Raw genomic sequence first — 20,451 nt, forward strand, 5'->3', positions numbered from 1 at the left:
AGCAGGACTTAGGCATAGTAATCTATTGATGATGACGTTTGTTGTCCAGAACTATGTGTTTGCTTATCTGGTTGCTCACTATTTGTCTCATCTGAAGAGCTATTATTAGCCATTTGACCTTGTGGCTGACCTTCTTGTTGCTCGTTTTGTTCTGGAGATGAACCACCATAAGAAATGCTGCTTTCACCTAGTTCTAAACCCTGTTGCATTAATAATTCTCTAAGCCTAGGTAATGATTGCTCTAGCGCTTCTTTGGCTTGCTGATTTTGCACTACAAAGTTTATTTGTGCTTGCTCCGCATCACTTCGAATACGAATTTGCATACTGCCCATCTCAGGTGGATCTAAACGAATTTCAGCTTCTTTGTTATTAATGCTTAACATTGAAGTAACGCGCTCTTGTAGCATTTTTGCGGCATCACTTTTAATAATATTTAATGCCTGTAAGGTGGCAGGATCAATGCTCACCTGTTTAGCTTGCGCAGTGCTTTGCAACTGCCCAGCCTGTAAACTTTGCGCTTCAATAATAGCTTGCTCGTAGCCTAAAGTATCGTATTTAGCGATAGTATTAAGCGACGATTTATCGAATATATTAATGATTTGAGAAAAAATCTGTGCAGCACGCGGTGGCATTTGTTCTGCGTTAGTGGCGCGCATACTCTCTTTTTGTAGTACATCAAGCTGTTTAGTAAGCTCCTCAGGCGTTTCGGCTATCGATTTAGAGCTTTCTGATTTTAGCTTAGGTTTTACATTAGCCGACTCTGTACCTTGTTGCGTTTTAGGTGTAACACCTGCTATCAACGTATTATTAGCAAACAGCGGTTTACCTTTGGCACTAGACAAAGTGTCTGCGTTGATAGCTGTTTCTAAATCACTGATAACCCCTTTTAATAAAGTAAGTTCTTTAGTAGATAGAGGCTCACTTTTAATGTATGCCTGCATCTGATTAAGCAATGCCTGTTTCTCTGGGGTCGTTAGCGTACTTATTTGTGCATTAATGGCTTGTTGAGGAGTTTGCGGTTTCTCGCTTTCGCTAACATACTTACTGAGTAACTGCTTTAAATCCGCTACATTGTCTTTATTAATGGGCTTGCTCATCGCATCTAGCTCAGTAGCAAGTTCACCTTGTTGAGCAGGCGTTAAATTTGCTAAGAGTTTATCAGCTTTTATTGCATTATCATCTTTTGATAACAACGCCAAAACAGAGGCGTCTATCGATGCTTTAGTGCCTGTAGAATCAGTCGGCTTATCTGATGGTTTTGCAACCGCTTGCTCATTTTTAACAGCCTCAGATTCTCCGGCTGTGGCAGCTGTCGCTATTGATTGACTACCAAGCGGTGAAGACTCAACAGTAGTTTTGCTCGATGATTCAGCACCTATAGCATTTTGTGCTTGTAAAATAGCTGCATCATCAACAGTTTCATCACTTGGCAAATTAATAACAATAGGTGCGAGCTTATCTTCAGGCTTGATGTTTATTTTGACAGCGTCTTTGTCTATTAACTCTGCGCCGCCATGAGAGTTATTTTTTACTGAGGTGTCGATTACCTGTGCCGCATTAATTTGCGCCAGCATATCCTCACCGCTCAAAGGCTTCTCTTCGCTAGTTTGCTCTTTTGGATCGGATGGTTCATCTGATTGCTGCTTGTGTGGCGCTTTGACCTCTGAATCTTGTGTATCAGAAGCTTGGTTAGCAAGTGCTAGTTGGTCAAAAAAGCCAGTATCATTACTGCTATCTAATTTTGCTTTATCACTGTCTTTATTAACTAGGTATGAGTCTTGCTCAGATACCGCCAACATTGAAATATCATTCATCGCCATAAATCACCTAATAAAAGCGGCAACAGCCCACCGCACAATCCTAAAAAACATTGCTCTTATAGAACACAAGCAATTAGTATGCCTAACTTATAGTGCTTTATTCCTTTGATAAAATTGATTAGAGGAAAACTCATCTAACATTTTTTGTTCATTCTTAGCCACCAGCATATCCGCTTTTAACTGTTGCTTTTCAATTAGCTTAGCAACCGCTTTGGCTTTAACTTGTTGTTTTAGCCATAACGTTTTACGCTGGCTCACTACTTGTTTTGCAGTATTAACGGTACTCGCTTGTTGACGAGTCGCCTCTTCAATCTTAGCTATGAATGCGTGATACTGGCTAAACCCGGCACTTGATAAGCCCGATTGCCCTTTAATATGAAGTTGCTGCGTATATTCAAGTCGAAAGTCATTTAAGCCTTGAAGCTTTTGCTGATTTAGCTGCAAGTTTTGATTTGCTTGCAAGTAGCTCATGCGTAATGTTTCTTCTTTTTCATTTTCAAGCTTAAGCAGCAAATGTAGTTTATTTTTTGCCATTATGCTTGTCCTAATAATTGTGCGAGCCCTTGTAGGCCATCATCATAACTAATCACGTCACGCATGCCTTGCTGTAAAAATGCGTTCACTCTTGGCATCATGTTTATTGCCTGATCAAGCATTTGGTCACTGCCTTTTTGATAAGCACCCAAGGTGATCATGTCTTTGTTCTGTTGATACATAGAATATACTTGTTTAAGCACCCGAGCTTGCTGCATATGTGGCTCTGAAACCACTTGTGGCATTACTCGAGAAATAGACTTTTCTATATCAATAGCAGGGTAATGACCGCTGTCGGCTAAATCACGCGATAAAACAATATGCCCATCAAGTATGGCACGTGCGGCATCGGCTATCGGGTCTTGCATATCATCACCTTCACTCAGTACAGTAAAAAAGGCAGTAATGGAGCCTTGACCTTCTCCGCCATTACCGGCACGTTCAACTAATGCGGGTAATTTAGCAAATACTGAAGGCGGATAACCTTTGGTTGCAGGAGGCTCACCAACAGCCAGTGCTATTTCACGCTGCGCCATGGCATAACGCGTTACCGAGTCAAGCAGTAACAATACGTTTAACCCTTGATCTCGAAAATACTCTGCAATAGTTACTGCGCTCTCACAGCCTTTTAATCGCATTAATGGTGAAGCATCAGCAGGCGCTGCCACAACAACTGAGCGTTTACGCCCTTCAACACCCAGTATTTCTTCAATAAATTCTTTTACTTCTCGGCCACGCTCACCAACTAAACCCACTACAATTACATCGGCTTCACTGCCTCGAGTCATCATGCCCAATAGTACAGATTTACCCACACCGGAGCCTGCAAATAAGCCCATACGCTGACCTTGGCCTACCGTAATTACTGAGTTAATAGCCCGTACCCCCACATCCATGGGTTTACTAATAGGACGCCTTGCCAGTGGATTTATTGCGTTTTGAGCGAATTTAAGTGTGTGTTCTGCGTTTATTTTACCCAGCCCATCTAAAGGTCGCCCTAAACCGTCGACAACTCGGCCAAGAAGACTCATACCAACTGGTAACCCAGTATCATTAACTTGAGGAATAACTCGGGCACCAGGTAGCACACCAGAGATATGATCATTTGGCATTAAATATAAGGTTTGATCGTTAAAACCAACAATCTCGGCATCAACAAAGCCGCTCATGGTTTCAATTTTACATTGGCTGCCTACTGGAGCTCGCAGGCCTTTTGCTTCAAGCGTTAAACCAACCACTCGGGTTAAAACGCCTGCAACCGCAGGTGCTGGAGTTTTAATATGTTGTTGGTATTGAGATAAGCGTTCGCTTAATGAAGTATCGCTCACAGACATTGCACGCCAATAAAAAGTTAGATACCACTATTATGCAAAAAACTATCCAATGTTTCTTTGACACGAGTTTTCAAGGTCATATCTAAAGACGATAGTGTTGTCTTAACTTCACAACCGCCACGCTCCAATGTAGGCTCTGGAATTAACTGCCAATGATTATCTTCAATAGCCTGCTCGCCATAACTGGTTTTTATAAGTGTTAGGTCTTCTGGGTGAAGATGAATTTTAACTTTCTGTTGCTCTGCATTCAGTGCATCAATGCTTTTTTTCAAGGTATGTAAGATAATATCAGGCGAGGTTTTTATCTCTTGATAAATAATTGCTTCACTGAGCATAGTAGCTAACTGCACTAACTGCTTTTCTACTTGGTCATCCACTTTTTTAAGTGGATCAGATAAACTATCTAACAAGCTGCGTAAGTGAGTTAACTGCTCATCCATCAAAGGTTTAACCTCTTCTTGACCTTGGGTTTTACCCAGCTCAACACCTTCTTTGTAACCAGCTTCTTTGCCCTCAGTTACGCCTTTATCAAAACCATCTATATAGCCTTGCTCATGTCCTTGCTTAAGACCTTCCTCATACGCATCTTGGCGAATGCGCTCAAGCTCCACCATAGTAAGAGAAGGTAATTCTTGTTCTTCGGGCTCTTCATCTTGCTCTTTGGCCATTTCTTTATGGTATAGCTCTGCCAATGGCGTACCAAAAGCGGTCGAACGATTGCCAAAACTTCGCTCATCTGGCGCAACATCTGGAATTGGCCAATTTTTTAATAGCTCATCAGCTTCATCAGCGTGTAACGGGCGACCTTTAGAGTTACTCATAAATTATAAGAACTCCTCACCACCGCCACCACCAAGCATAATTTCACCTGAATCTGATAGACGACGAGCTGTTGACAGTATTTCTTTTTGTGCTGCTTCTACTTCACTAATGCGCACTGGTGCCATAGCTTCTAAGTCATCAGCAAGCATTTCTGCTGCACGTTTTGACATGTTACCCAAAATCTTCTCTTTAAGCGCTTCGTCAGTGCCTTTAATGGCTTTCATCAGTACATCTTGAGGCACTTCACGTAAAATTGCTTGAATACCTCGATCCTCTACATCCATTAAGTTTTCGAAGACAAACATTAAGTCTTGAATTTGTTGCGACATTTCTTCGTCATGCTCACGGATAGAATCCATTAACTGCCCTTCAACATTGGTATCGAGGTAGTTCATAATATCTGCAGCCGCTTTTAAGCCACCCATCTTCGCAGCTTGTGCACCCGCTTGACCAGCGAATTGTTTTTCCATAATTTCGTTTAATTCTTGTAAAGCCGCTGGTTGAACTTCTTCTAAATTGGCAATACGCATGGTTAAATCTAAGCGCACTTTTTCAGGAAATTGCGCTAAAATCTCAGCAGATTGTTCCGGCTCTAAATAAGAAAGCACTATTGTTTGAATTTGCGGATGCTCATTACGAATAATATTTGCTACCTGCTTTGAGTCCATCCATTTTAATGAATCAAGCCCTTTAGCGCCTGATCCCATAACAATTTGGTCTATTAAGCTGGCAGCTTTATCTTCACCTAATGCAGCCGTAAGTGCTTTTTTGATAAAATCTTCAGACTGAAAACCTATCGTACTAAAGCTTTGAATTTGTTCGATAAACAAGTTGTGCACTGCGCTGATTTTAGCTTGCGACAAATCATCGATTGCCGCCATGGCCATACCTACCTTTTGCACTTGCTTTGGCTCTAAGTGCTTTAGGATTTGCGCTGCGTCTTCTTCAGATAAGCTCAGCAATAATATCGCCGCTTTATCTACACCATCGAGCTTATCAACATCAAACGCCGGTGGTAGTTGTTTTTGTTCTTGATCAGTCATCTTCTGTTAACCACGCTTTCACTACTTGTGATGATAGTTCTGGTTCATTGGCTACAAGGGCACGAACCGCTTTCAATAAGTCTTCGTCGCCATGTAGGTCTGGTAACTGTAGTGTACCATCGCTTGAGAAGCCAACTGAAGCAGAATCAAAGTCATTATTTAGCATATCTAATGTGCTGTCACCAAGGTCAACACCTGAACTAAGAGAGTCTTCATCATATTCTTCAAGTGTATTATCTGGGTAAATTAAGCGCTTAAGCATAGGCTTAACTACAGCTAAAATCAGTACAATAATAACCAGCGCACCTAATACTAAGCGCATCATTTTCATAAACCAATCTTGTTCCCATAAAGGCAATTCAAAATCAAGCGCTGAGTCTTCACGAACAAATGGTACGGTTACTACTTCAAGTGCATCGCCACGTTGCATATCAAAGCCTACGCCACCTTGTAACAAACGACGAATATTTGACAAAGCTTCTACCGAACGTGGTGTCATGGTTGTTTCACCGTTTTCACCAACCGTGGGTAAGTAATCGACCGCTACAGACACACTTATTCTGCGGATCACACCCGTTTGCTGACGTTTATGAGAAATAGTGGTATCTAGTTCATAGTTACGGGTAGCTTCTTTGTGAGTACGACTTGGTGACGTAGCCGTGCCTGCACCGCCAGCCATTGCATCTTCAGGTATCGTTGAGTTAACCGGAGGCTGATTAGTAAGTGCACCAGGAATACCTACCGCTAAACCACCGATATTATTTTCTTCGAAAGTGGTTTCACTTCTTACTGCCGGTAAATCTGGGTTGTAACGTTTTTGTGTTTCTTCTACTGCACTAAAGTCCATGCTTAAATCTACTTGGGCGGTGTAGTTACCCAAGCCAACAACGGGAATTAAAATGCTGTCAATTTTTTCTAGGTATTCTTGCTCACGCTTACGCTCTAGGTCATATTCTTTACGAGAGCGTGCAGCCAAAGAGGTTTGTGAGCCTGAATTTAATAGGCGGCCGTTTTGATCGGTCACCGTTACGCGAGAAGGCTCAAGGCCTTGCACCGCTGAAGCAATCATATCAACTACTGAGTCAACTTCTTCGCTATCTAGTGATCGACCACGCTTAAGCGTTAGTACTACTGTTGCTGAGGGTTTTTTCTCTCGACGAGCAAATACATTTTCTTTTGGAATAGCTAATAGTACTTTGGCGCGAGTAACGTTGTTTAGCTCTTCAATAGTACGGGCAAGTTGTTGCTCGCGACCATGTTTAAGGCGCTCACGTTCTAAACGTTGGCTTACTCCAAACCCCATGTCTTGCATAATAATGTCGCTACCTGATGTTGGCCCTTGCTCTAAACCTTCACGGGTCATCAGTAACTTAATATTTTGATACTCAGTTTCATCAACTGACACCACATTACCATCAAGTTCATAGTCAATTTTTTGCGCATCTAAAAAGTCGAGTGTTTCAATTAACTCTTGAGTTTGCATTTTACCTAATGGGCGCATATCTGGCTGACGAGCCCAAATAATTACGAAGATAGCAATAGCCAAACAAATGGCCAATGCAACAATCAGGGTAATTTGACGTAAAACATCAACACCGCCTAGGGCGCTGAAATAGCCTGATTTTTGCTCTTGTTGATCTTCGTTTTCACTTTGCTCCATCATGCCATCAGCAAGTGCCAGATCTGTAGATTGATTAGATTGCGCCACAATAATTCTCCACTACCTAGTTAAACAGGCATGTTCATAATTTCTTTGTAAGATTCAACAAGCTTATTACGAACCTGTACCGTAGCTTCAAATGCCACAGAAGACTTTTGCGAAGCAATCATCGCCTCAGCAAGCGATACGCTTCTGTCGCCCATCTCAACTGCTTTTCTTTTTTGTCCTGTGTCTTGCTGAAGCTCATGCACTGTATTAAGTGCATTACTCAACATATCACCAAATTGTGCTGTAGACGTTGATTGCACTTGCGTTGGCAAGTTATTAACTTGGTTACTACGCGTGGCTTCTGAAGCCATAGATTGCATTTCTTGAAATAAAGCACTGTTTTGAATTTTCATAATTGTCTCTGATAATGCAGTAAACTCTTAAAGAGAATAAAGCACAAAACATGCCAAAAATAAAAACCAATAATAACAATAGCTTACTGTATTTATTTGCGTAGTCAGAGTTTTGACAGCCCTAAAATCTGTTACTTAGTTTTAGGGCTGTTGAGGTTATGCAGGGAGGGAAATACCTAAATCGCGCATTTGCGCTAATTTGTAGCGCAAAGTACGTGGACTTATGCCTAAGGTTTCGGCTACTTCTTTACGCTTCCCTTGGCAACGCGCCAAGGTTTCTAAAATTATGCGATGCTCTTTATCTTTAAGTTCATCTTTGTAACTTCCTGTATCTAAGGCGAGCAAATCATTTTTTTGCTCATCTTCGGGCATTGTTTTTTCATCATAATAAGCGTTACTGAGACTACTTTTTATAGGCTCCGGCACTGTTGTTGTTTCAACCACAAACTGGGTTGGGGTTAAATTTTCGATAAAAATTGCATGCTCATCAATAGTACTACCACTGCGTAAAATTAAAGCACGTTGAATAACGTTATCCAGCTCTCGAACGTTACCGGGCCAGCTATGGCTAAGCAGTTTTTGTTCAGCGCTTATATCTAGATACGCCATTGGCTCTTTGCTTTTACTTAAGTGACGTTCAATTAAGTGCTTAGCCAGTACAATAATGTCGCCAGGACGCTCACACAGAGGTCGCCACAGCAAAGGGAAAACATTGAGTCGATAATATAAATCTTCGCGGAATTGATTATCAGCAACCGCCTCTTTTAATTCGCGGTTACTGGTAGCAAGCACACGCACATCTAGCGAAATAGTTTTTCGGCCACCTAAACGCTCAACTTCGCGTTCTTGTAATACCCGCAGTAGTTTGGCTTGTAAACCTAAATCCATTTCGGTGATTTCATCAAGTAAAATGGTTCCACCCTGTGCTTGTTCAAACTTACCCGGGCAGGCCTGAATCGCACCAGTAAACGCACCTTTTTCGTAGCCAAACAAAGTAGCTTCAAGCATGTTTTCTGGAATAGCAGCACAGTTAATTGCTACAAATGGTTCATTACAGCGTTTTGACTTGTCATGAATATAACGTGCTAGCACTTCTTTACCTGAGCCACTTGGCCCAAGTACCATTACACTGGCATCTGAACGAGCAACTTTACCTGCAAGTTCGAGTAATTGAATACTGCTAGGGTCGGCAACGATAGGACCGTCTGTTTCTTTTTCCTTTTCAGGCAAATAACGACTGACCATGTTCAATAGCACTTCTGGTGCAAATGGCTTAGCCATATAATCAATCGCGCCTAGGCGCATGGCCTCAACCGCATCATCAATAGTGGCATAGGCCGTCATCATTAAAACGGGTAAATCAGGGTGATTTAATTTAATACTGCGTAATAAATCTAAGCCACTCATCTCGCCCATTTGTACATCACTAACCACTAGTGAAAATACGTCTTTTTTTAATAACAACATCGCTTGCTCTGCACTATTGGCTGCCGTGCAAGCGATGCCCGACATTTCTAAAGTATCAATTAATGCTTCACGAAGTCCGGCGTCGTCTTCTACAACTAAAATAGTGTTACTCATGTGACTCCCCTAATTTAGATGTGACACTAATAGGCAGCAACATACTAAAAATTGCTCCCCCATGTGGGTTGTTGTTTGCCTCCACCCTTCCCTGATGCGCACTGGCTACCGAACTAACAACGGCAAGCCCTAAGCCTGTACCTTGGCTTTTAGTGGTATAAAAAGGTTCAAATATTTTCTCGCTCTGGACTAAGTCAATGCCTGGACCATTGTCACTCACGCTAATGCGTACAAAGTCAGAGTCTTGTTTGTCACGTAGGGCGCTAAGGTGAACCTGCGCGCCACTGCCAATCACTTGAATACTGTTGTGAATAAGGTTTTGAATAGCGCTTGCTAGTGCGGTTTTATTACCCATAATTTCTATATCGGGTTCAGGTAAGCTCACATTTAATTCGCTATCATTGAGCGCTACCATGGCATCGGCACCGGCTTTAACTTCACTGAGTAACTGTTGCATCGACACTTGCTCAACCACCTGCTGATCACCACTTTTAGCAAATAGCAGCATGTCGTTTACTTGGGTTTCTAAATCTTTCAAGCGAGACATTAATTTTGTGTGAAAACTGCCGCGTGATGCTTCGGGTAAGCGCTTTGAGCCTAAATTGGCAGCATACAACATAGCTGCTGATAACGGTGTGCGTACTTGATGAGCCAAAGATGCCACCATTTTACCTAACGCACTTAAACGCTGCATATGCGCGACTCGTTTTTGTAAGCGTCGGGTTTCGGTCAAATCGGTCATTAATATAAGTTGCCCAGGCTCTGGTGCAAGTGCAGTAATATCGAGTTTTATTAAGCGTCCATCTTTTAACGACACTTCATGACCATCATCTTGATGAGGACGAAATGAGCGCTGAATAACACTAAACCACTTCTCACCTTCTAGTGGTTCACCGAGCATATCGATAGCAATTTGATTCGCTTTAGCGATCATTCCTTTACCGTCGAGTACAATTACGCCCGCAGGCATAGTATCAACTAAATGAGAAAGCCAACTTGCCTGTTGACGCAAATCACTCAACTCACCAACATACTCCTCTTGCAGTAAACATGGGTTATACTGATTAGCAGAAATAAACTGGGGTTTTAGCACACTTGCAAGGGCCATAATCAACTCTCTAAAATAATGTAGACACACTGACTAATGCACAATGTGTGCCAAAATTATTTACCAGTAAATTCAATAGACTAAACCGTAAAAACACGTGCCGTAAAAATGACGCGCAAAGGAAAAATGTATGAATAAAGAGACTCAGTGCCGCTGCCCATGGTTAGATACAACAAAACCTGACTATGTGGAATATCATGATCATGAATGGGGCGTCCCAGTGCATGACGATCAACTACTTTTTGAGTTTTTAACATTAGAATCGGCACAAGCGGGACTCAGCTGGTATACCATATTAAAAAAGCGTGAGAATTATAAAAATGCCTTCGCCAACTTTGATGTACACAAAGTAGCGGCCTTTACTGAACACGATATAGAAAAATTAATGCAAAATGCGGGCATAGTTCGCAACCGCTTAAAAATTGTCGCAACAATTAATAACGCGAAATGCTTTATTACAATTCAAGAAGAATTTGGCAGTTTTAGTGATTATCAATGGCGATTTGTTGGTAATAAACCTCAGGTAAATGATTTAGAAACACTGGCCGACTACCCTGCAGTTACTGAGGCATCGACGTTATTTGCAAAAGATTTAAAAAAGCGTGGCTTTAAATTTTTAGGCCCAACCACAGTGTATGCTTACATGCAGGCCTGTGGAATGGTTAACGATCATAGTAATGATTGTTTTAGGAAGGAAGAAGTTAAAAAGCTAGGCTAAGGCTAGAGCTGCGGGTTGCGAGAAGCGGGGAAACCAGCGCTAAAAATTAAGCGCAGTGTTTATTTATTCTAACCTAATACCTAGCGCCTAGTACCTGCACTTAGCTCTCAATCTCTAGAAAGGTTATACTTTTTCATTTTTTCGACCAGTGTGGTTCGCCTTACGCCTAGTACTTCAGCAGCACGGGCAACAACGTAATCAAAGCGCTCTAATGCCTGGGTGATTAAGTTAATTTCAAGCTCAGCTAAGTACTCCTTAAGCTCAATACCTTCATCGGGCAATAAACCGGGTGCCGCTTGAGCAAAATCATCTTCGAGGTCTATTTCGTCTTCGCTGAATCCGCCACTAAAAATATCATTAAACGCATCACGCTCCATCAGTTCTTCTGGGTACTGTGGCTCATAGGCTTCAACTTCAATGTAGCGGTATTTATTAGGTAAATCAGGAACATCAACCACCTTGTCTGGGAACATAATAACCATACGCTCAACTAAGTTAGCGAGCTCACGAATATTACCTGGCCAAGAATGCTCTTTTAAACTATCAATAGCACGCTCTGTAAACTTAGCCGTAGTACCGCTTTGTTCATTTACACGGCGCATTAGCTCTTTAAGTAGCAAAGGGATGTCTTCTGCACGTTGAGCAAGAGATGGACTCTCAATAGGAAAAACATTTAAGCGATAGTATAAATCTTCTCGGAATGAGCCTTTTTCAATCATGCTTTCAAGGTCGCGGTGGGTTGCAGCAATAACACGTACATCGGCTTGAATCGCTTTAGTACCGCCAACGCGCTCATAGCTACGCTCTTGTAGTACTCGCAGTAACTTAACCTGCATTTGCAGTGGCATATCGCCTATTTCATCTAAAAATAGCGTACCACCTTGCGCCAATTCAAACCGGCCTTTACGTGCTGAAATAGCCCCGGTAAATGCACCTTTTTCATGGCCAAATAGTTCACTTTCTAGTAGCTCTGCAGGAATTGCCCCACAGTTTACCGGTACAAATGGGCCTTTGTTACGCTTAGAAAGCAGGTGCACGTTACGAGCAACTACTTCTTTACCTGTGCCCGACTCACCTAAAATAAGTACGTTGGCATCGGTTTTAGCAACTTGAGTAATTAAAAAGCGTAAATCTTTTACGGCTTTGGTTTCACCTACAAGGCCATCAAAGGTACTTTTTTCTTTATTATGTTGATGCTCATGAGGCAGCATACGCTGATATTGCTGACAATCATGGAGTAACTGGGTAGTAACTTCATGAGTAAATGGCTCACAGATTAGTCCAACAACATTAGCGAGACTCAGTAGCGGTTTGAGCGTTTCACCTATCAGTAAAAAAGGGAAAGTCGGATAGCGTTTAATTAAATTTTCATGATCTAAAGATTGCAGCGCCCCTAACACCACAATACATTCTTTATTTTGATAGTGACTACATGCCTGCTCAAAGTCAGCTTCTGTTTGCAACTGTACCGCCTCACCAATAAAAGTAAGGGATGCATATAATCCAATAGAGCGATTATTATTATTATCTAAAATTAAGATCATTTTTTAGCGAGCCATTTATTTCACTAATTTGTTTTATTAATCAAATTGTAAGCCAGTTGGATTTGGATGCAAGTAATAGCGGCGATTTTTTGACATTAACGCCAAAAAACAGACACCCACCCTATAAAGCCAATACTTTATAACTAATAAATATTTAACTATTTATAACGGACTACCCACTTAAGATGAATTACCTAACACATTTTTGCCACTAGTAATGATACGATTTCACACAGAAGAAACTCATAAAAACTGCTATTATTACTTAAAGGTGTGACTGTTTTGGCCGATAAGTAATAGTCAAACTTATGTTGGAACTAAACTTGCTTATGGTTCTACACATACAATTAAAATTTGAGGAATTACCTATGGCGCATGCATCAATCAACAAATACCGTCAAATAACAGTTAGCAGCGTTAAAGAAATGACGCCTTATGATCAAGTCAAACTCGTGTTTGTGAATATTGTTGGCAAACTTTCTGCTGCAAAGGGATTTATTGAACGCAAAGAGTTAGAAAAAAAGGCAACGCAATCTCTGATTGTATTGTGCTACTTGGTGCGTTGCAGCAAGTATTAAATTTTGAACATAATAATGAAGTATCAACTAACTTAGACTCTTTATATGATTATTGTCAGCGATGCTTACTAACCGCAAACCTTGAGAACGATATAGAAAAAATTGATGAAGTAATTACCTTGATCAAGGAAATAAAATCAGGTTGGGAAGCAATTCCATTTGAACAAAGAGAACCACAACTATAATGTCTTTAAAGCGGGTTACAAGCTCACAAGTTAAAGATAGTGAGACTAGAGCATATTGCAATGATCTAGTAAGTTTGATTGCTGACTCAGAAGATTGGGATATTGAGCAAGCGCTGAATATTCATAATAAACTTGATATTCACATAAGTAGCTCACTTTCTAGAGAAAAAACTCATTATTCAGCTACTGAACTTGAGTTTTTAATTAACCTAATAGAACAGCTATCTGTTAAAATAGATAATCAAAAGCAACTATTAGCGGTTAAAATAGTTGGTAATCAAAAAAATAAAAAAGCTGTAAATAAGTATAAATCTAACTTTTAAAATAGATTTGGCAATATTAGGCTGGTTAGCTGTGGAGAAAATCACATGTTTGATGGAAAAGTAGTTTTAATAACAGGTGGAACAGGATCGTTCGGTAAAAAGTATGTAAAAACATTATTAGAACGGTACAGCCCCAAAAAAATTATTATCTTTTCTCGTGACGAGCTAAAGCAGTTTGAAATGCAGCAAGATTTTGATCAGCCTTGCATGCGCTACTTTATTGGCGATGTTCGAGATAAAGAACGACTAAATCGCGCAATGCGTGGCGTTGATTACGTTATCCATGCTGCAGCCCTTAAGCAGGTACCTGCCGCTGAATACAACCCAATGGAATGTATAAAAACCAACATAAATGGCGCAGAAAACGTCATTAATGCAGCACTTGATAATAACGTTGAAAAAGTCATAGCTCTCTCTACGGATAAAGCAGCCAATCCTATTAATCTATACGGTGCTACTAAATTGGCCTCAGATAAATTATTTGTAGCGGCAAACAATATTGCTGGCGGCCATAAAACCACTTTTTCAGTGGTGCGCTACGGTAATGTAGTATGTTCGCGAGGTTCAGTTGTGCCTATTTTCCAAAAGTTTATTAATGAAGGTCGTGATCATATTCCTATCACTCATGATGAAATGACCCGTTTTTGGATAAGCCTTCAACAAGGCGTTGATTTTGTTTTAACAAATTTCGCGCGCATGTTGGGTGGTGAAATTTTCGTACCTAAGATTCCATCAATTCGCATTACTGACCTAGCAAAAGCAATGGCTCCTGAATTACCTATTAAAATTATTGGTATTCGCCCAGGCGAGAAACTTCATGAGGTTATGTGCCCTGCCGATCTGTGTTTTGAAACCTATGAATATAACGATCACTTTGTTATCGCACCAGGCATTAAATTTAGCAGTCGTAGTAATGACTTTACAGTAAATGCGCTTGATGAAAAGGGAGTGAAAGTGAAGCAAGGCTTTGAATATAACTCTTTAAACAACCCTCATTACATGACGATTGAAGAAATTGAAGCCTTCAACATTGAAGCATTAGTTTAAAAGTTATTACTCCATGATCCCTTACGGCAAACAAGCTATTTCTCAACAAGACATTGACGCAGTAGTTGATGTCTTAAAATCCGACTGGTTAACGCAAGGCCCTAAAGTCCCCGCTTTTGAGCAAGCCATTGCGAAATATTGTGGCAGCACCTATGCATGTGCAACAAACAGTGCCACATCGGCATTGCACATTGCATGTTTAGCGTTAAATGTAGGGAAAGACGATATTGTATGGACCTCCCCTATTTCGTTCGTTGCTTCTGCAAATTGTGCACTTTACTGTGGTGCTCAAATAGATTTTGTGGATATTGATGTAGCAACAGGGAATATGTGCACTAATGAGTTAGAGAAAAAACTTATTATTGCTAAAGAAAATAATCGTTTACCCAAGGTCGTCATCCCAGTTCACCTGGCAGGTCAATCATGTGATATGCAGGCTATATATCAACTTGCAGTTGAATATGGCTTTAAGGTTATTGAAGATGCTTCACATGCTATTGGTGCAAAATATTTAGGCAGCCCAGTGGGCAGTTGTGAGTTTTCAGATATTTGCGTATTTAGCTTTCATCCAGTCAAGATAATCACCTCAGCTGAAGGAGGCATGGCGGTAACAAACAATAAACAACTTGCTAAAAGAATGGAGCGTTTACGTAGCCATGGAATTACAGCCAACCCGAGTGAAATGACCGAACCAAGTCATGGCCCTTGGTACTATCAGCAAATTGAACTCGGCTTTAATTATAGAATGACTGAGTTGCAAGCGGCATTAGGCCTTAGCCAGCTTTCAAAGCTCGATGAATTTGTTACAAAGCGCAACCAGCTGGCTAAAGTCTATTCTAGCAAATTAAAAGACTTGCCTATTAATCATTTAACTCAATCACAACAAAGCTACTCTAGTTACCATTTATATATTTTAACCTTCTCTGGTGACGCAGTTGTAAAACATGAGTCTCTTATCTGTAGTTTAAGAGAGCGAGGCATAACGAGTCATTTGCATTATATTCCAATTCATATACAACCTTATTATAAAGAGCTTGGCTTTAAGGCAAATGACTTTCCAAATGCAATAAAATATTACAGTTGCGCTCTCACTATACCTTTGCATCCTGAATTAACTAATTCAGAACAAAATTTCATAATAGAAACACTAGCCGAACAACTATGAAAATCGCTTTAGGAACCGCCCAATTTGGTTTAGATTATGGCATTAGTAATACTGTCGGACAGGTTAAAACTGATGAGGTTAAACGAATACTCAGCCTCGCACTAGACGCTGGTATAACAGTTGTTGATACGGCATCGGCTTATGGTAGTAGCGAGAGTAATATTGGTCAATCGGGTTTAAGCCAAGCTTTATCTATTGTTACTAAAGTATCAGGTGAAAATATTCACGCGCAGGTAGAAAAAAGCTTAAAAAATCTGAACTGTGAGTCAATTGATGCAGTGTTATTTCATAATTGTGAGTTGCTTTTAAGCAGTTCAGGGGAAGACTATTTTTCGCAGCTAGAGCAGTTAAAAGCCAAAGGCATAGTTAAGCGAATAGGCGTTTCTGTTTATAACCCTAAAGAGCTTGAATTACTTAGTGAAAGGTTTAATTTAGATCTGGTTCAAGCTCCTGTAAATTGGTTAGATCAACGTTTTATACAACCTGAAATCATCGATAAGCTAATAGAAAAAAATATAAAGCTTCACGCTCGCTCGATATTTTTACAAGGGCTTTTATTAGAGCCAATGATTCAAAATAACGCTTATTTTTCACAGTTTGATAATGAGTTTTCTCAGTATAATCGTGTTATTAATGAATTAGGCTGCAATCGGCTAACTTTCGCATTAGCAATTATTGCGCAAAAAGCCCCTCATATCGAAAATGCAATTATAGGATGTTGCTCACAAGAACAGTTAACACAATTAATAGACAGCTACTGCGTCGCAAAAAAGCTTACACTCCCCTCGGATGACGTTTTAGCCTCTTTAGCTTCAAGTAATTTAGCATTAATCAATCCATCGCAATGGCTTGGTTAATTAAGCGCTAGGATTAAAAATATGATAAATGCTTTCATGCAAGCTAGGACAGGATCAACACGCTTACCTAATAAAGTTTTAAAGAACCTCCAAGGTTTACCTATGTTTATTCAACAAGCTAAGCGTGTACAACGAGCAAAATTAGTAGACAACCTAGTTATTGTCACGAGTACTGATAAAAGTGACGATATTATTCAGCAGTTATGCAATGAGAATAATTTATTATGCTTTAGAGGAAGTTTAAGTAATGTTCTCAGCCGGTACTTTCATGCTGAACTCAATTACCCTTGTGATGCTATCGTTAGAATAACAGCTGACTGCCCAGTGATTGACCCTGAGCTCATGGACTATGTCATTAATAGTCATTTAAAAAACAACAATGATTATACTTCAAACTGCTTAGTAGCCACATACCCTGATGGTCTCGATATTGAAGTTATCAGTAAGAAGGCCTTACATAACGCTTATAAATATGCAGAAAAGCCTTCTGAGTTAGAACACGTAACACCTTATATAACAAGCCACCCTGATAAGTATAAGTTACAGAATATCCAAAGTGAGCAAGACCTGTCTGCCTATAGATGGACCGTTGACGAACCCAAAGACTTTGAGTTGATTTCATCAATATATGAAAATTTATATGTAAAAAAGCCTAATTTTAATTATCAAGATATACTGGAATTGTTATCGCATAAACCAGAGCTGAACTTATTAAACTCCCAAATTGCTCGAAATGAGGGAATGGTTAAATCATTAAAACAAGATAAAGAAGAAGGCTATGAATAATTACACTAATTCAGCGGAGTGGCTACATAGAGCTGAAAAAACCATTCCTCTAGGTTCCCAAACTTTTAGTAAGAGTAGAATTGCGTTCCCACAAAATGCAGCACCTTTATTTATTGAACGAGGTTTAGGTTCTAAAGTGTGGGATGCAGACAATAATGAGTATATTGACTTTGTGAGTGGCTTACTTTCTGTTTCTTTAGGCTACTGTGATGCTGATGTAAATCAAGCTGTTATAGACCAGCTTAGCTCAGGGATCACTTTCTCCCTTCCTCATAGATTAGAAATGGAAGTCGCCGAAGAACTCACAAAGCTAATACCTTGCGCTGAAATGGTGCGTTTCGGTAAAAATGGCAGTGACGCAACATCTGCTGCTATTCGGCTAGCAAGAGCTTATACAAAAAGAGAGCATGTTGCTGTCTGTGGTTATCATGGTTGGCAAGATTGGTATATTGGCTCGACAACCAGAAATTTAGGTGTCCCTGAATGTGTTAGAGCGCTTACCCATGCGTTTACATACAATGATCTTAGCTCATTAGAAAGGCTCTTTACTGAATACCCTGAACAGCTTGCAGCTGTAATTATGGAGCCAATGAATGTCTCCTTTCCAGAAACGGGATTTCTTCAAGGAGTACAAGCACTTTGTAAAAAACATGGCTCTGTACTAATTTTTGACGAAACAATTACCGGTTTTCGGTTTGATCTACATGGTGCTCAAGGCTTATTTAATATTACACCCGACCTAGCAACCTTTGGCAAAGGCATGGCAAACGGATTCCCTATTTCAGCTATTGTTGGAAAGAAAGAAATAATGTCATTGATGGAAGACATTTTCTTCTCCGGCACCTTTGCGGGCGAAACCATGTCTTTAGTTGCTACAAAAACAACATTAAAAAAAATGCAGCAAGAAAGAGTACTGACACATATTCACACTTTGGGTGAAAAATTAATTTGTGAGCTTAATAAATTAATAGAAAAACACGATGTAAAAGATTGGCTGAGCACTGCGGGTCATCCGTCATGGTCTTTTATTGTTATTAAAGACACTCATAAATACTCCTCATTGGAGCTAAAATCTTTATTTATTCAAGAGATGTGCACTAGAGGTATTTTAATTGGTGGTAGTCATAACCTTAGCTTTGCCCATACACATGATGATATAGAGAAATTACTTAATGCATACGATGAAGTTATTTTTATTTTAAAAAATACAATAGAAACGCAAAATTTGTATGATATTTTTAAAGGTAAACTATTAGAGCCGGTTTTTAAGGTAAGATAATGCAATTAGCCATAAGGACAGATGCCAACGAGTTAATCGGTGCTGGCCATTTGATGCGCTGTTTAGAGTTAGCAAACACTTTAGTCGAAAAAAATATACAAATTAGATTCATTGTAAAAGAATCTGCTTTAGCGAAGTCTTTACTAAAGAGCCAGTTAGTTAGTTATTTAAAAGTATCTACAGCAAATAATGGACTTGAAGAAACCAATCAAATACTTAAACAATATAATATAAAAAGTATTTTAATTGACCATTATGAAATCGACATTAAGTGGGAAGAAAAAGTAGTCGCTGACAATGTAATTATAATTGATGATCTAGCTGATAGAGCACATCTTTGTGATTTATTAATTGATACGTCATCAGAGTCTAGGCTAAGCGCTTATAAAAAGCTTGTGCCTAAACACTCTAAGCTTTTACTTGGTCCCCAATTCGCAATTATTAGAGACGAGTTTTTGATCAGCCAGCAAACGAATGAAAACAGCTATAGTATTTTTATTTGTTTTGGTGCTTCAGATCCTAATAACTACAGCCTCCATTCACTCATATATCTAAATTCTGTCGAATATAAAGGTGTTATTTGCTTGATAACTGGACAAGGTTATTACTATAAAGAAGAACTCAAAATGTTTTTAGAACAGACAGAGCTTACAATTTCATGGCATCATGCCCCCACTGATTTAGCAAAACTGATGCAATTATCAAAGGTGATTATTACTGCTCCAGGGACAATGCTGCTAGAAGCGGCTGTTATGGGTAAACCCATAATTATGATTAAAACAGCAAATAACCAAGATGGTAATATAAGCTTATTTCAATATAAAGACTCTGCAATTCTAGCAACAATTCCAAAATTAGCTCAATCAATTGCACTAGTTGAAAAAATGAAAGATAAGCTGACTTCGAATGCAAAAAAGATATGCGATGGAAAGGGCAAATATAAAATAGCCAACTTTATTCACACCACACTAGAGAATAATATATGAAAATAGCTATTATTATCGCTCACCCAGATGACGAAACTCTCGGCTGTGGTGCAACGATAGCAAAACATGTTAAGCAAGGCGATGAGGTCTATATATTAGCACTTTCTAACGGCGTAAGTTCTCGCATAAAACATAACACTACTGATATAGAGAATAGACGCACAGCATTTTTTAAAGCAACTAATTGCCTTGGTGTAAAACAAGAAAACTTAACTTTACTTGATTTCCCTGATAACCAGTTTGACACGGTTCCACTTTTGGAGATTACTCAAGCCATAGAGTCATTTTTGTCTGGAAAGTTTATTACGCGTATTTATACTCACTTCTTTGGCGATTTAAATATTGATCATCGAATAACGCATGATGCTGTATTAACTGCTTGCAGACCACAACCAAAACAATCTGTTAAGCAAATTTTTTGCTTGGAAACAGTTTCTAGTACTGAATGGGCAAGCCATAGTTTTAGTGCTTTTAAGCCAAATTATTATAATTCGATCGAAGATGAATTCAGTTTAAAAATAAGTGCACTATCAGTTTACCAAGAAGAGATGCATGAAGCCCCCCATACTCGTAGTATTGATAATATAAATGCAATAGCTAAATTTAGAGGTATGAGTGTGGGAATAGCACTTGCAGAAGCGTTCTACATTGAGCGTTTTATAGATTGTTAACTAGAATTA

21 protein-coding genes are annotated in these 20,451 nt (G+C 39.6%); 11 read left to right on the forward strand and 10 right to left on the reverse strand.

All coding sequences use genetic code 11. The features are described 5' to 3' along the window. Positions 1–8 precede the first annotated feature (8 nt). From AB8618_RS11505 to AB8618_RS11545, 9 genes are all read right to left on the reverse strand, one after another. Positions 9–1,820 carry a flagellar hook-length control protein FliK gene (locus tag AB8618_RS11505; RefSeq protein WP_413402820.1) on the reverse strand — a complete coding sequence of 604 codons (1,812 nt, stop codon included), beginning with the start codon at positions 1,818–1,820 and terminating at the stop codon, positions 9–11. Positions 1,821–1,907: 87 nt separating this feature from the next. Further along, positions 1,908–2,354, reverse strand: a complete 447-nt coding sequence (gene fliJ, locus AB8618_RS11510; RefSeq protein ID WP_010387909.1) for a flagellar export protein FliJ — start codon at positions 2,352–2,354, stop codon at positions 1,908–1,910. Next, positions 2,354–3,688: a flagellar protein export ATPase FliI gene (gene fliI, locus AB8618_RS11515; RefSeq protein ID WP_054201721.1), complete on the reverse strand. Its 1,335-nt coding sequence runs from the start codon at positions 3,686–3,688 to the stop codon at positions 2,354–2,356. Before fliI ends, fliJ begins: the two co-directional genes overlap by 1 nt. A gap of 17 nt (positions 3,689–3,705) precedes the next feature. Next, entirely contained in the window at positions 3,706–4,509 is an 804-nt protein-coding gene (fliH, locus tag AB8618_RS11520; protein ID WP_413400627.1) for a flagellar assembly protein FliH, read from the reverse strand. 3 nt (positions 4,510–4,512) lie between these two features. After that, a complete protein-coding gene (gene fliG / locus AB8618_RS11525; RefSeq protein WP_010387902.1) occupies positions 4,513–5,553 on the reverse strand; it encodes a flagellar motor switch protein FliG in 1,041 nt (346 codons plus the stop codon). Next, positions 5,546–7,261 carry a flagellar basal-body MS-ring/collar protein FliF gene (gene fliF / locus AB8618_RS11530; RefSeq protein WP_413400628.1) on the reverse strand — a complete coding sequence of 572 codons (1,716 nt, stop codon included), beginning with the start codon at positions 7,259–7,261 and terminating at the stop codon, positions 5,546–5,548. The genes fliG and fliF overlap by 8 nt, the downstream gene beginning before the upstream one ends. A gap of 20 nt (positions 7,262–7,281) precedes the next feature. Further along, the gene (fliE, locus tag AB8618_RS11535) at positions 7,282–7,614 is read right to left on the reverse strand and encodes a flagellar hook-basal body complex protein FliE (RefSeq protein WP_010387900.1); all 333 of its coding nucleotides are present in this window, start codon (positions 7,612–7,614) and stop codon (positions 7,282–7,284) included. A 156-nt stretch (positions 7,615–7,770) separates the two neighbouring features. Continuing rightward, positions 7,771–9,195, reverse strand: coding sequence for a sigma-54-dependent transcriptional regulator (locus AB8618_RS11540; protein ID WP_413400629.1), 1,425 nt, complete (start codon positions 9,193–9,195; stop codon positions 7,771–7,773). After that, positions 9,188–10,303, reverse strand: coding sequence for a sensor histidine kinase (locus AB8618_RS11545; RefSeq protein WP_138622158.1), 1,116 nt, complete (start codon positions 10,301–10,303; stop codon positions 9,188–9,190). Before AB8618_RS11545 ends, AB8618_RS11540 begins: the two co-directional genes overlap by 8 nt. Before the next feature lie 130 nt (positions 10,304–10,433). Between AB8618_RS11545 and AB8618_RS11550 the strand changes: the two genes are divergently transcribed. After that, positions 10,434–11,021, forward strand: coding sequence for a DNA-3-methyladenine glycosylase I (locus AB8618_RS11550; RefSeq protein WP_409423639.1), 588 nt, complete (start codon positions 10,434–10,436; stop codon positions 11,019–11,021). A 107-nt stretch (positions 11,022–11,128) separates the two neighbouring features. On the opposite strand, the gene AB8618_RS11555 is transcribed toward AB8618_RS11550, so the two are convergent. Continuing rightward, entirely contained in the window at positions 11,129–12,565 is a 1,437-nt protein-coding gene (locus tag AB8618_RS11555) for a sigma-54 dependent transcriptional regulator (protein ID WP_413400630.1), read from the reverse strand. A 368-nt stretch (positions 12,566–12,933) separates the two neighbouring features. Here AB8618_RS11555 and AB8618_RS11560 point away from each other — a divergent pair, with 368 nt between their 5' ends. From AB8618_RS11560 to AB8618_RS11605, 10 genes are read left to right on the forward strand one after another with little or no spacing between them, the layout of a single operon-like run. Then, positions 12,934–13,143 carry a hypothetical protein gene (locus AB8618_RS11560; protein ID WP_409423641.1) on the forward strand — a complete coding sequence of 70 codons (210 nt, stop codon included), beginning with the start codon at positions 12,934–12,936 and terminating at the stop codon, positions 13,141–13,143. Beyond that, complete coding sequence (gene fliS, locus AB8618_RS11565) at positions 13,113–13,328, forward strand: flagellar export chaperone FliS (RefSeq protein WP_409423642.1); 216 nt, start codon at positions 13,113–13,115, stop codon at positions 13,326–13,328. The genes AB8618_RS11560 and fliS overlap by 31 nt, the downstream gene beginning before the upstream one ends. Continuing rightward, the gene (locus tag AB8618_RS11570; protein WP_178956419.1) at positions 13,328–13,651 is read left to right on the forward strand and encodes a hypothetical protein; all 324 of its coding nucleotides are present in this window, start codon (positions 13,328–13,330) and stop codon (positions 13,649–13,651) included. Before fliS ends, AB8618_RS11570 begins: the two co-directional genes overlap by 1 nt. A 45-nt stretch (positions 13,652–13,696) precedes the next feature. After that, on the forward strand, positions 13,697–14,698 hold the full coding sequence (gene pseB, locus AB8618_RS11575; RefSeq protein ID WP_409423643.1) for a UDP-N-acetylglucosamine 4,6-dehydratase (inverting): 1,002 nt from the start codon (positions 13,697–13,699) through the stop codon (positions 14,696–14,698). Between the two features lie 13 nt (positions 14,699–14,711). After that, a complete protein-coding gene (gene pseC, locus AB8618_RS11580; protein ID WP_409423644.1) occupies positions 14,712–15,863 on the forward strand; it encodes a UDP-4-amino-4,6-dideoxy-N-acetyl-beta-L-altrosamine transaminase in 1,152 nt (383 codons plus the stop codon). Then, positions 15,860–16,720 (forward strand): aldo/keto reductase, encoded by an 861-nt coding sequence (locus AB8618_RS11585; protein ID WP_409423645.1) that lies wholly within the window; start codon positions 15,860–15,862, stop codon positions 16,718–16,720. Before pseC ends, AB8618_RS11585 begins: the two co-directional genes overlap by 4 nt. A 36-nt stretch (positions 16,721–16,756) precedes the next feature. Continuing rightward, the gene (locus AB8618_RS11590; RefSeq protein WP_413402864.1) at positions 16,757–17,506 is read left to right on the forward strand and encodes a cytidylyltransferase domain-containing protein; all 750 of its coding nucleotides are present in this window, start codon (positions 16,757–16,759) and stop codon (positions 17,504–17,506) included. Continuing rightward, positions 17,499–18,785: an aminotransferase class III-fold pyridoxal phosphate-dependent enzyme gene (locus AB8618_RS11595; RefSeq protein ID WP_409423647.1), complete on the forward strand. Its 1,287-nt coding sequence runs from the start codon at positions 17,499–17,501 to the stop codon at positions 18,783–18,785. Before AB8618_RS11590 ends, AB8618_RS11595 begins: the two co-directional genes overlap by 8 nt. Beyond that, the gene (pseG, locus tag AB8618_RS11600) at positions 18,785–19,771 is read left to right on the forward strand and encodes a UDP-2,4-diacetamido-2,4,6-trideoxy-beta-L-altropyranose hydrolase (protein WP_409423648.1); all 987 of its coding nucleotides are present in this window, start codon (positions 18,785–18,787) and stop codon (positions 19,769–19,771) included. The genes AB8618_RS11595 and pseG overlap by 1 nt, the downstream gene beginning before the upstream one ends. Continuing rightward, positions 19,768–20,442 carry a PIG-L deacetylase family protein gene (locus tag AB8618_RS11605; RefSeq protein WP_409423649.1) on the forward strand — a complete coding sequence of 225 codons (675 nt, stop codon included), beginning with the start codon at positions 19,768–19,770 and terminating at the stop codon, positions 20,440–20,442. Before pseG ends, AB8618_RS11605 begins: the two co-directional genes overlap by 4 nt. The last annotated feature ends 9 nt before the right edge of the window (positions 20,443–20,451 follow it).

Source organism: Pseudoalteromonas sp. RW-H-Ap-1 (genome assembly GCF_048318575.1).
In the GTDB taxonomy this organism is placed as follows: Bacteria; Pseudomonadota; Gammaproteobacteria; order Enterobacterales; family Alteromonadaceae; genus Pseudoalteromonas.

Coding starts and splice junctions, on each gene's coding strand:
- fliG (WP_010387902.1), bottom strand. CDS start 5,553: ATGACTGATCAAGAACAAAAACAACTACCACCGGCGTTTGATGTTGAT.
- AB8618_RS11545 (WP_138622158.1), bottom strand. CDS start 10,303: ATGGCCCTTGCAAGTGTGCTAAAACCCCAGTTTATTTCTGCTAATCAG.
- fliE (WP_010387900.1), bottom strand. CDS start 7,614: ATGAAAATTCAAAACAGTGCTTTATTTCAAGAAATGCAATCTATGGCT.
- fliJ (WP_010387909.1), bottom strand. CDS start 2,354: ATGGCAAAAAATAAACTACATTTGCTGCTTAAGCTTGAAAATGAAAAA.
- AB8618_RS11590 (WP_413402864.1), top strand. CDS start 16,757: ATGCAAGCTAGGACAGGATCAACACGCTTACCTAATAAAGTTTTAAAG.
- AB8618_RS11585 (WP_409423645.1), top strand. CDS start 15,860: ATGAAAATCGCTTTAGGAACCGCCCAATTTGGTTTAGATTATGGCATT.
- AB8618_RS11555 (WP_413400630.1), bottom strand. CDS start 12,565: ATGATCTTAATTTTAGATAATAATAATAATCGCTCTATTGGATTATAT.
- pseB (WP_409423643.1), top strand. CDS start 13,697: ATGTTTGATGGAAAAGTAGTTTTAATAACAGGTGGAACAGGATCGTTC.
- pseC (WP_409423644.1), top strand. CDS start 14,712: ATGATCCCTTACGGCAAACAAGCTATTTCTCAACAAGACATTGACGCA.
- AB8618_RS11605 (WP_409423649.1), top strand. CDS start 19,768: ATGAAAATAGCTATTATTATCGCTCACCCAGATGACGAAACTCTCGGC.
- AB8618_RS11595 (WP_409423647.1), top strand. CDS start 17,499: ATGAATAATTACACTAATTCAGCGGAGTGGCTACATAGAGCTGAAAAA.
- AB8618_RS11560 (WP_409423641.1), top strand. CDS start 12,934: ATGGCGCATGCATCAATCAACAAATACCGTCAAATAACAGTTAGCAGC.
- fliH (WP_413400627.1), bottom strand. CDS start 4,509: ATGAGTAACTCTAAAGGTCGCCCGTTACACGCTGATGAAGCTGATGAG.
- AB8618_RS11505 (WP_413402820.1), bottom strand. CDS start 1,820: ATGGCGATGAATGATATTTCAATGTTGGCGGTATCTGAGCAAGACTCA.
- AB8618_RS11540 (WP_413400629.1), bottom strand. CDS start 9,195: ATGAGTAACACTATTTTAGTTGTAGAAGACGACGCCGGACTTCGTGAA.
- AB8618_RS11550 (WP_409423639.1), top strand. CDS start 10,434: ATGAATAAAGAGACTCAGTGCCGCTGCCCATGGTTAGATACAACAAAA.
- AB8618_RS11570 (WP_178956419.1), top strand. CDS start 13,328: ATGTCTTTAAAGCGGGTTACAAGCTCACAAGTTAAAGATAGTGAGACT.
- pseG (WP_409423648.1), top strand. CDS start 18,785: ATGCAATTAGCCATAAGGACAGATGCCAACGAGTTAATCGGTGCTGGC.
- fliI (WP_054201721.1), bottom strand. CDS start 3,688: ATGTCTGTGAGCGATACTTCATTAAGCGAACGCTTATCTCAATACCAA.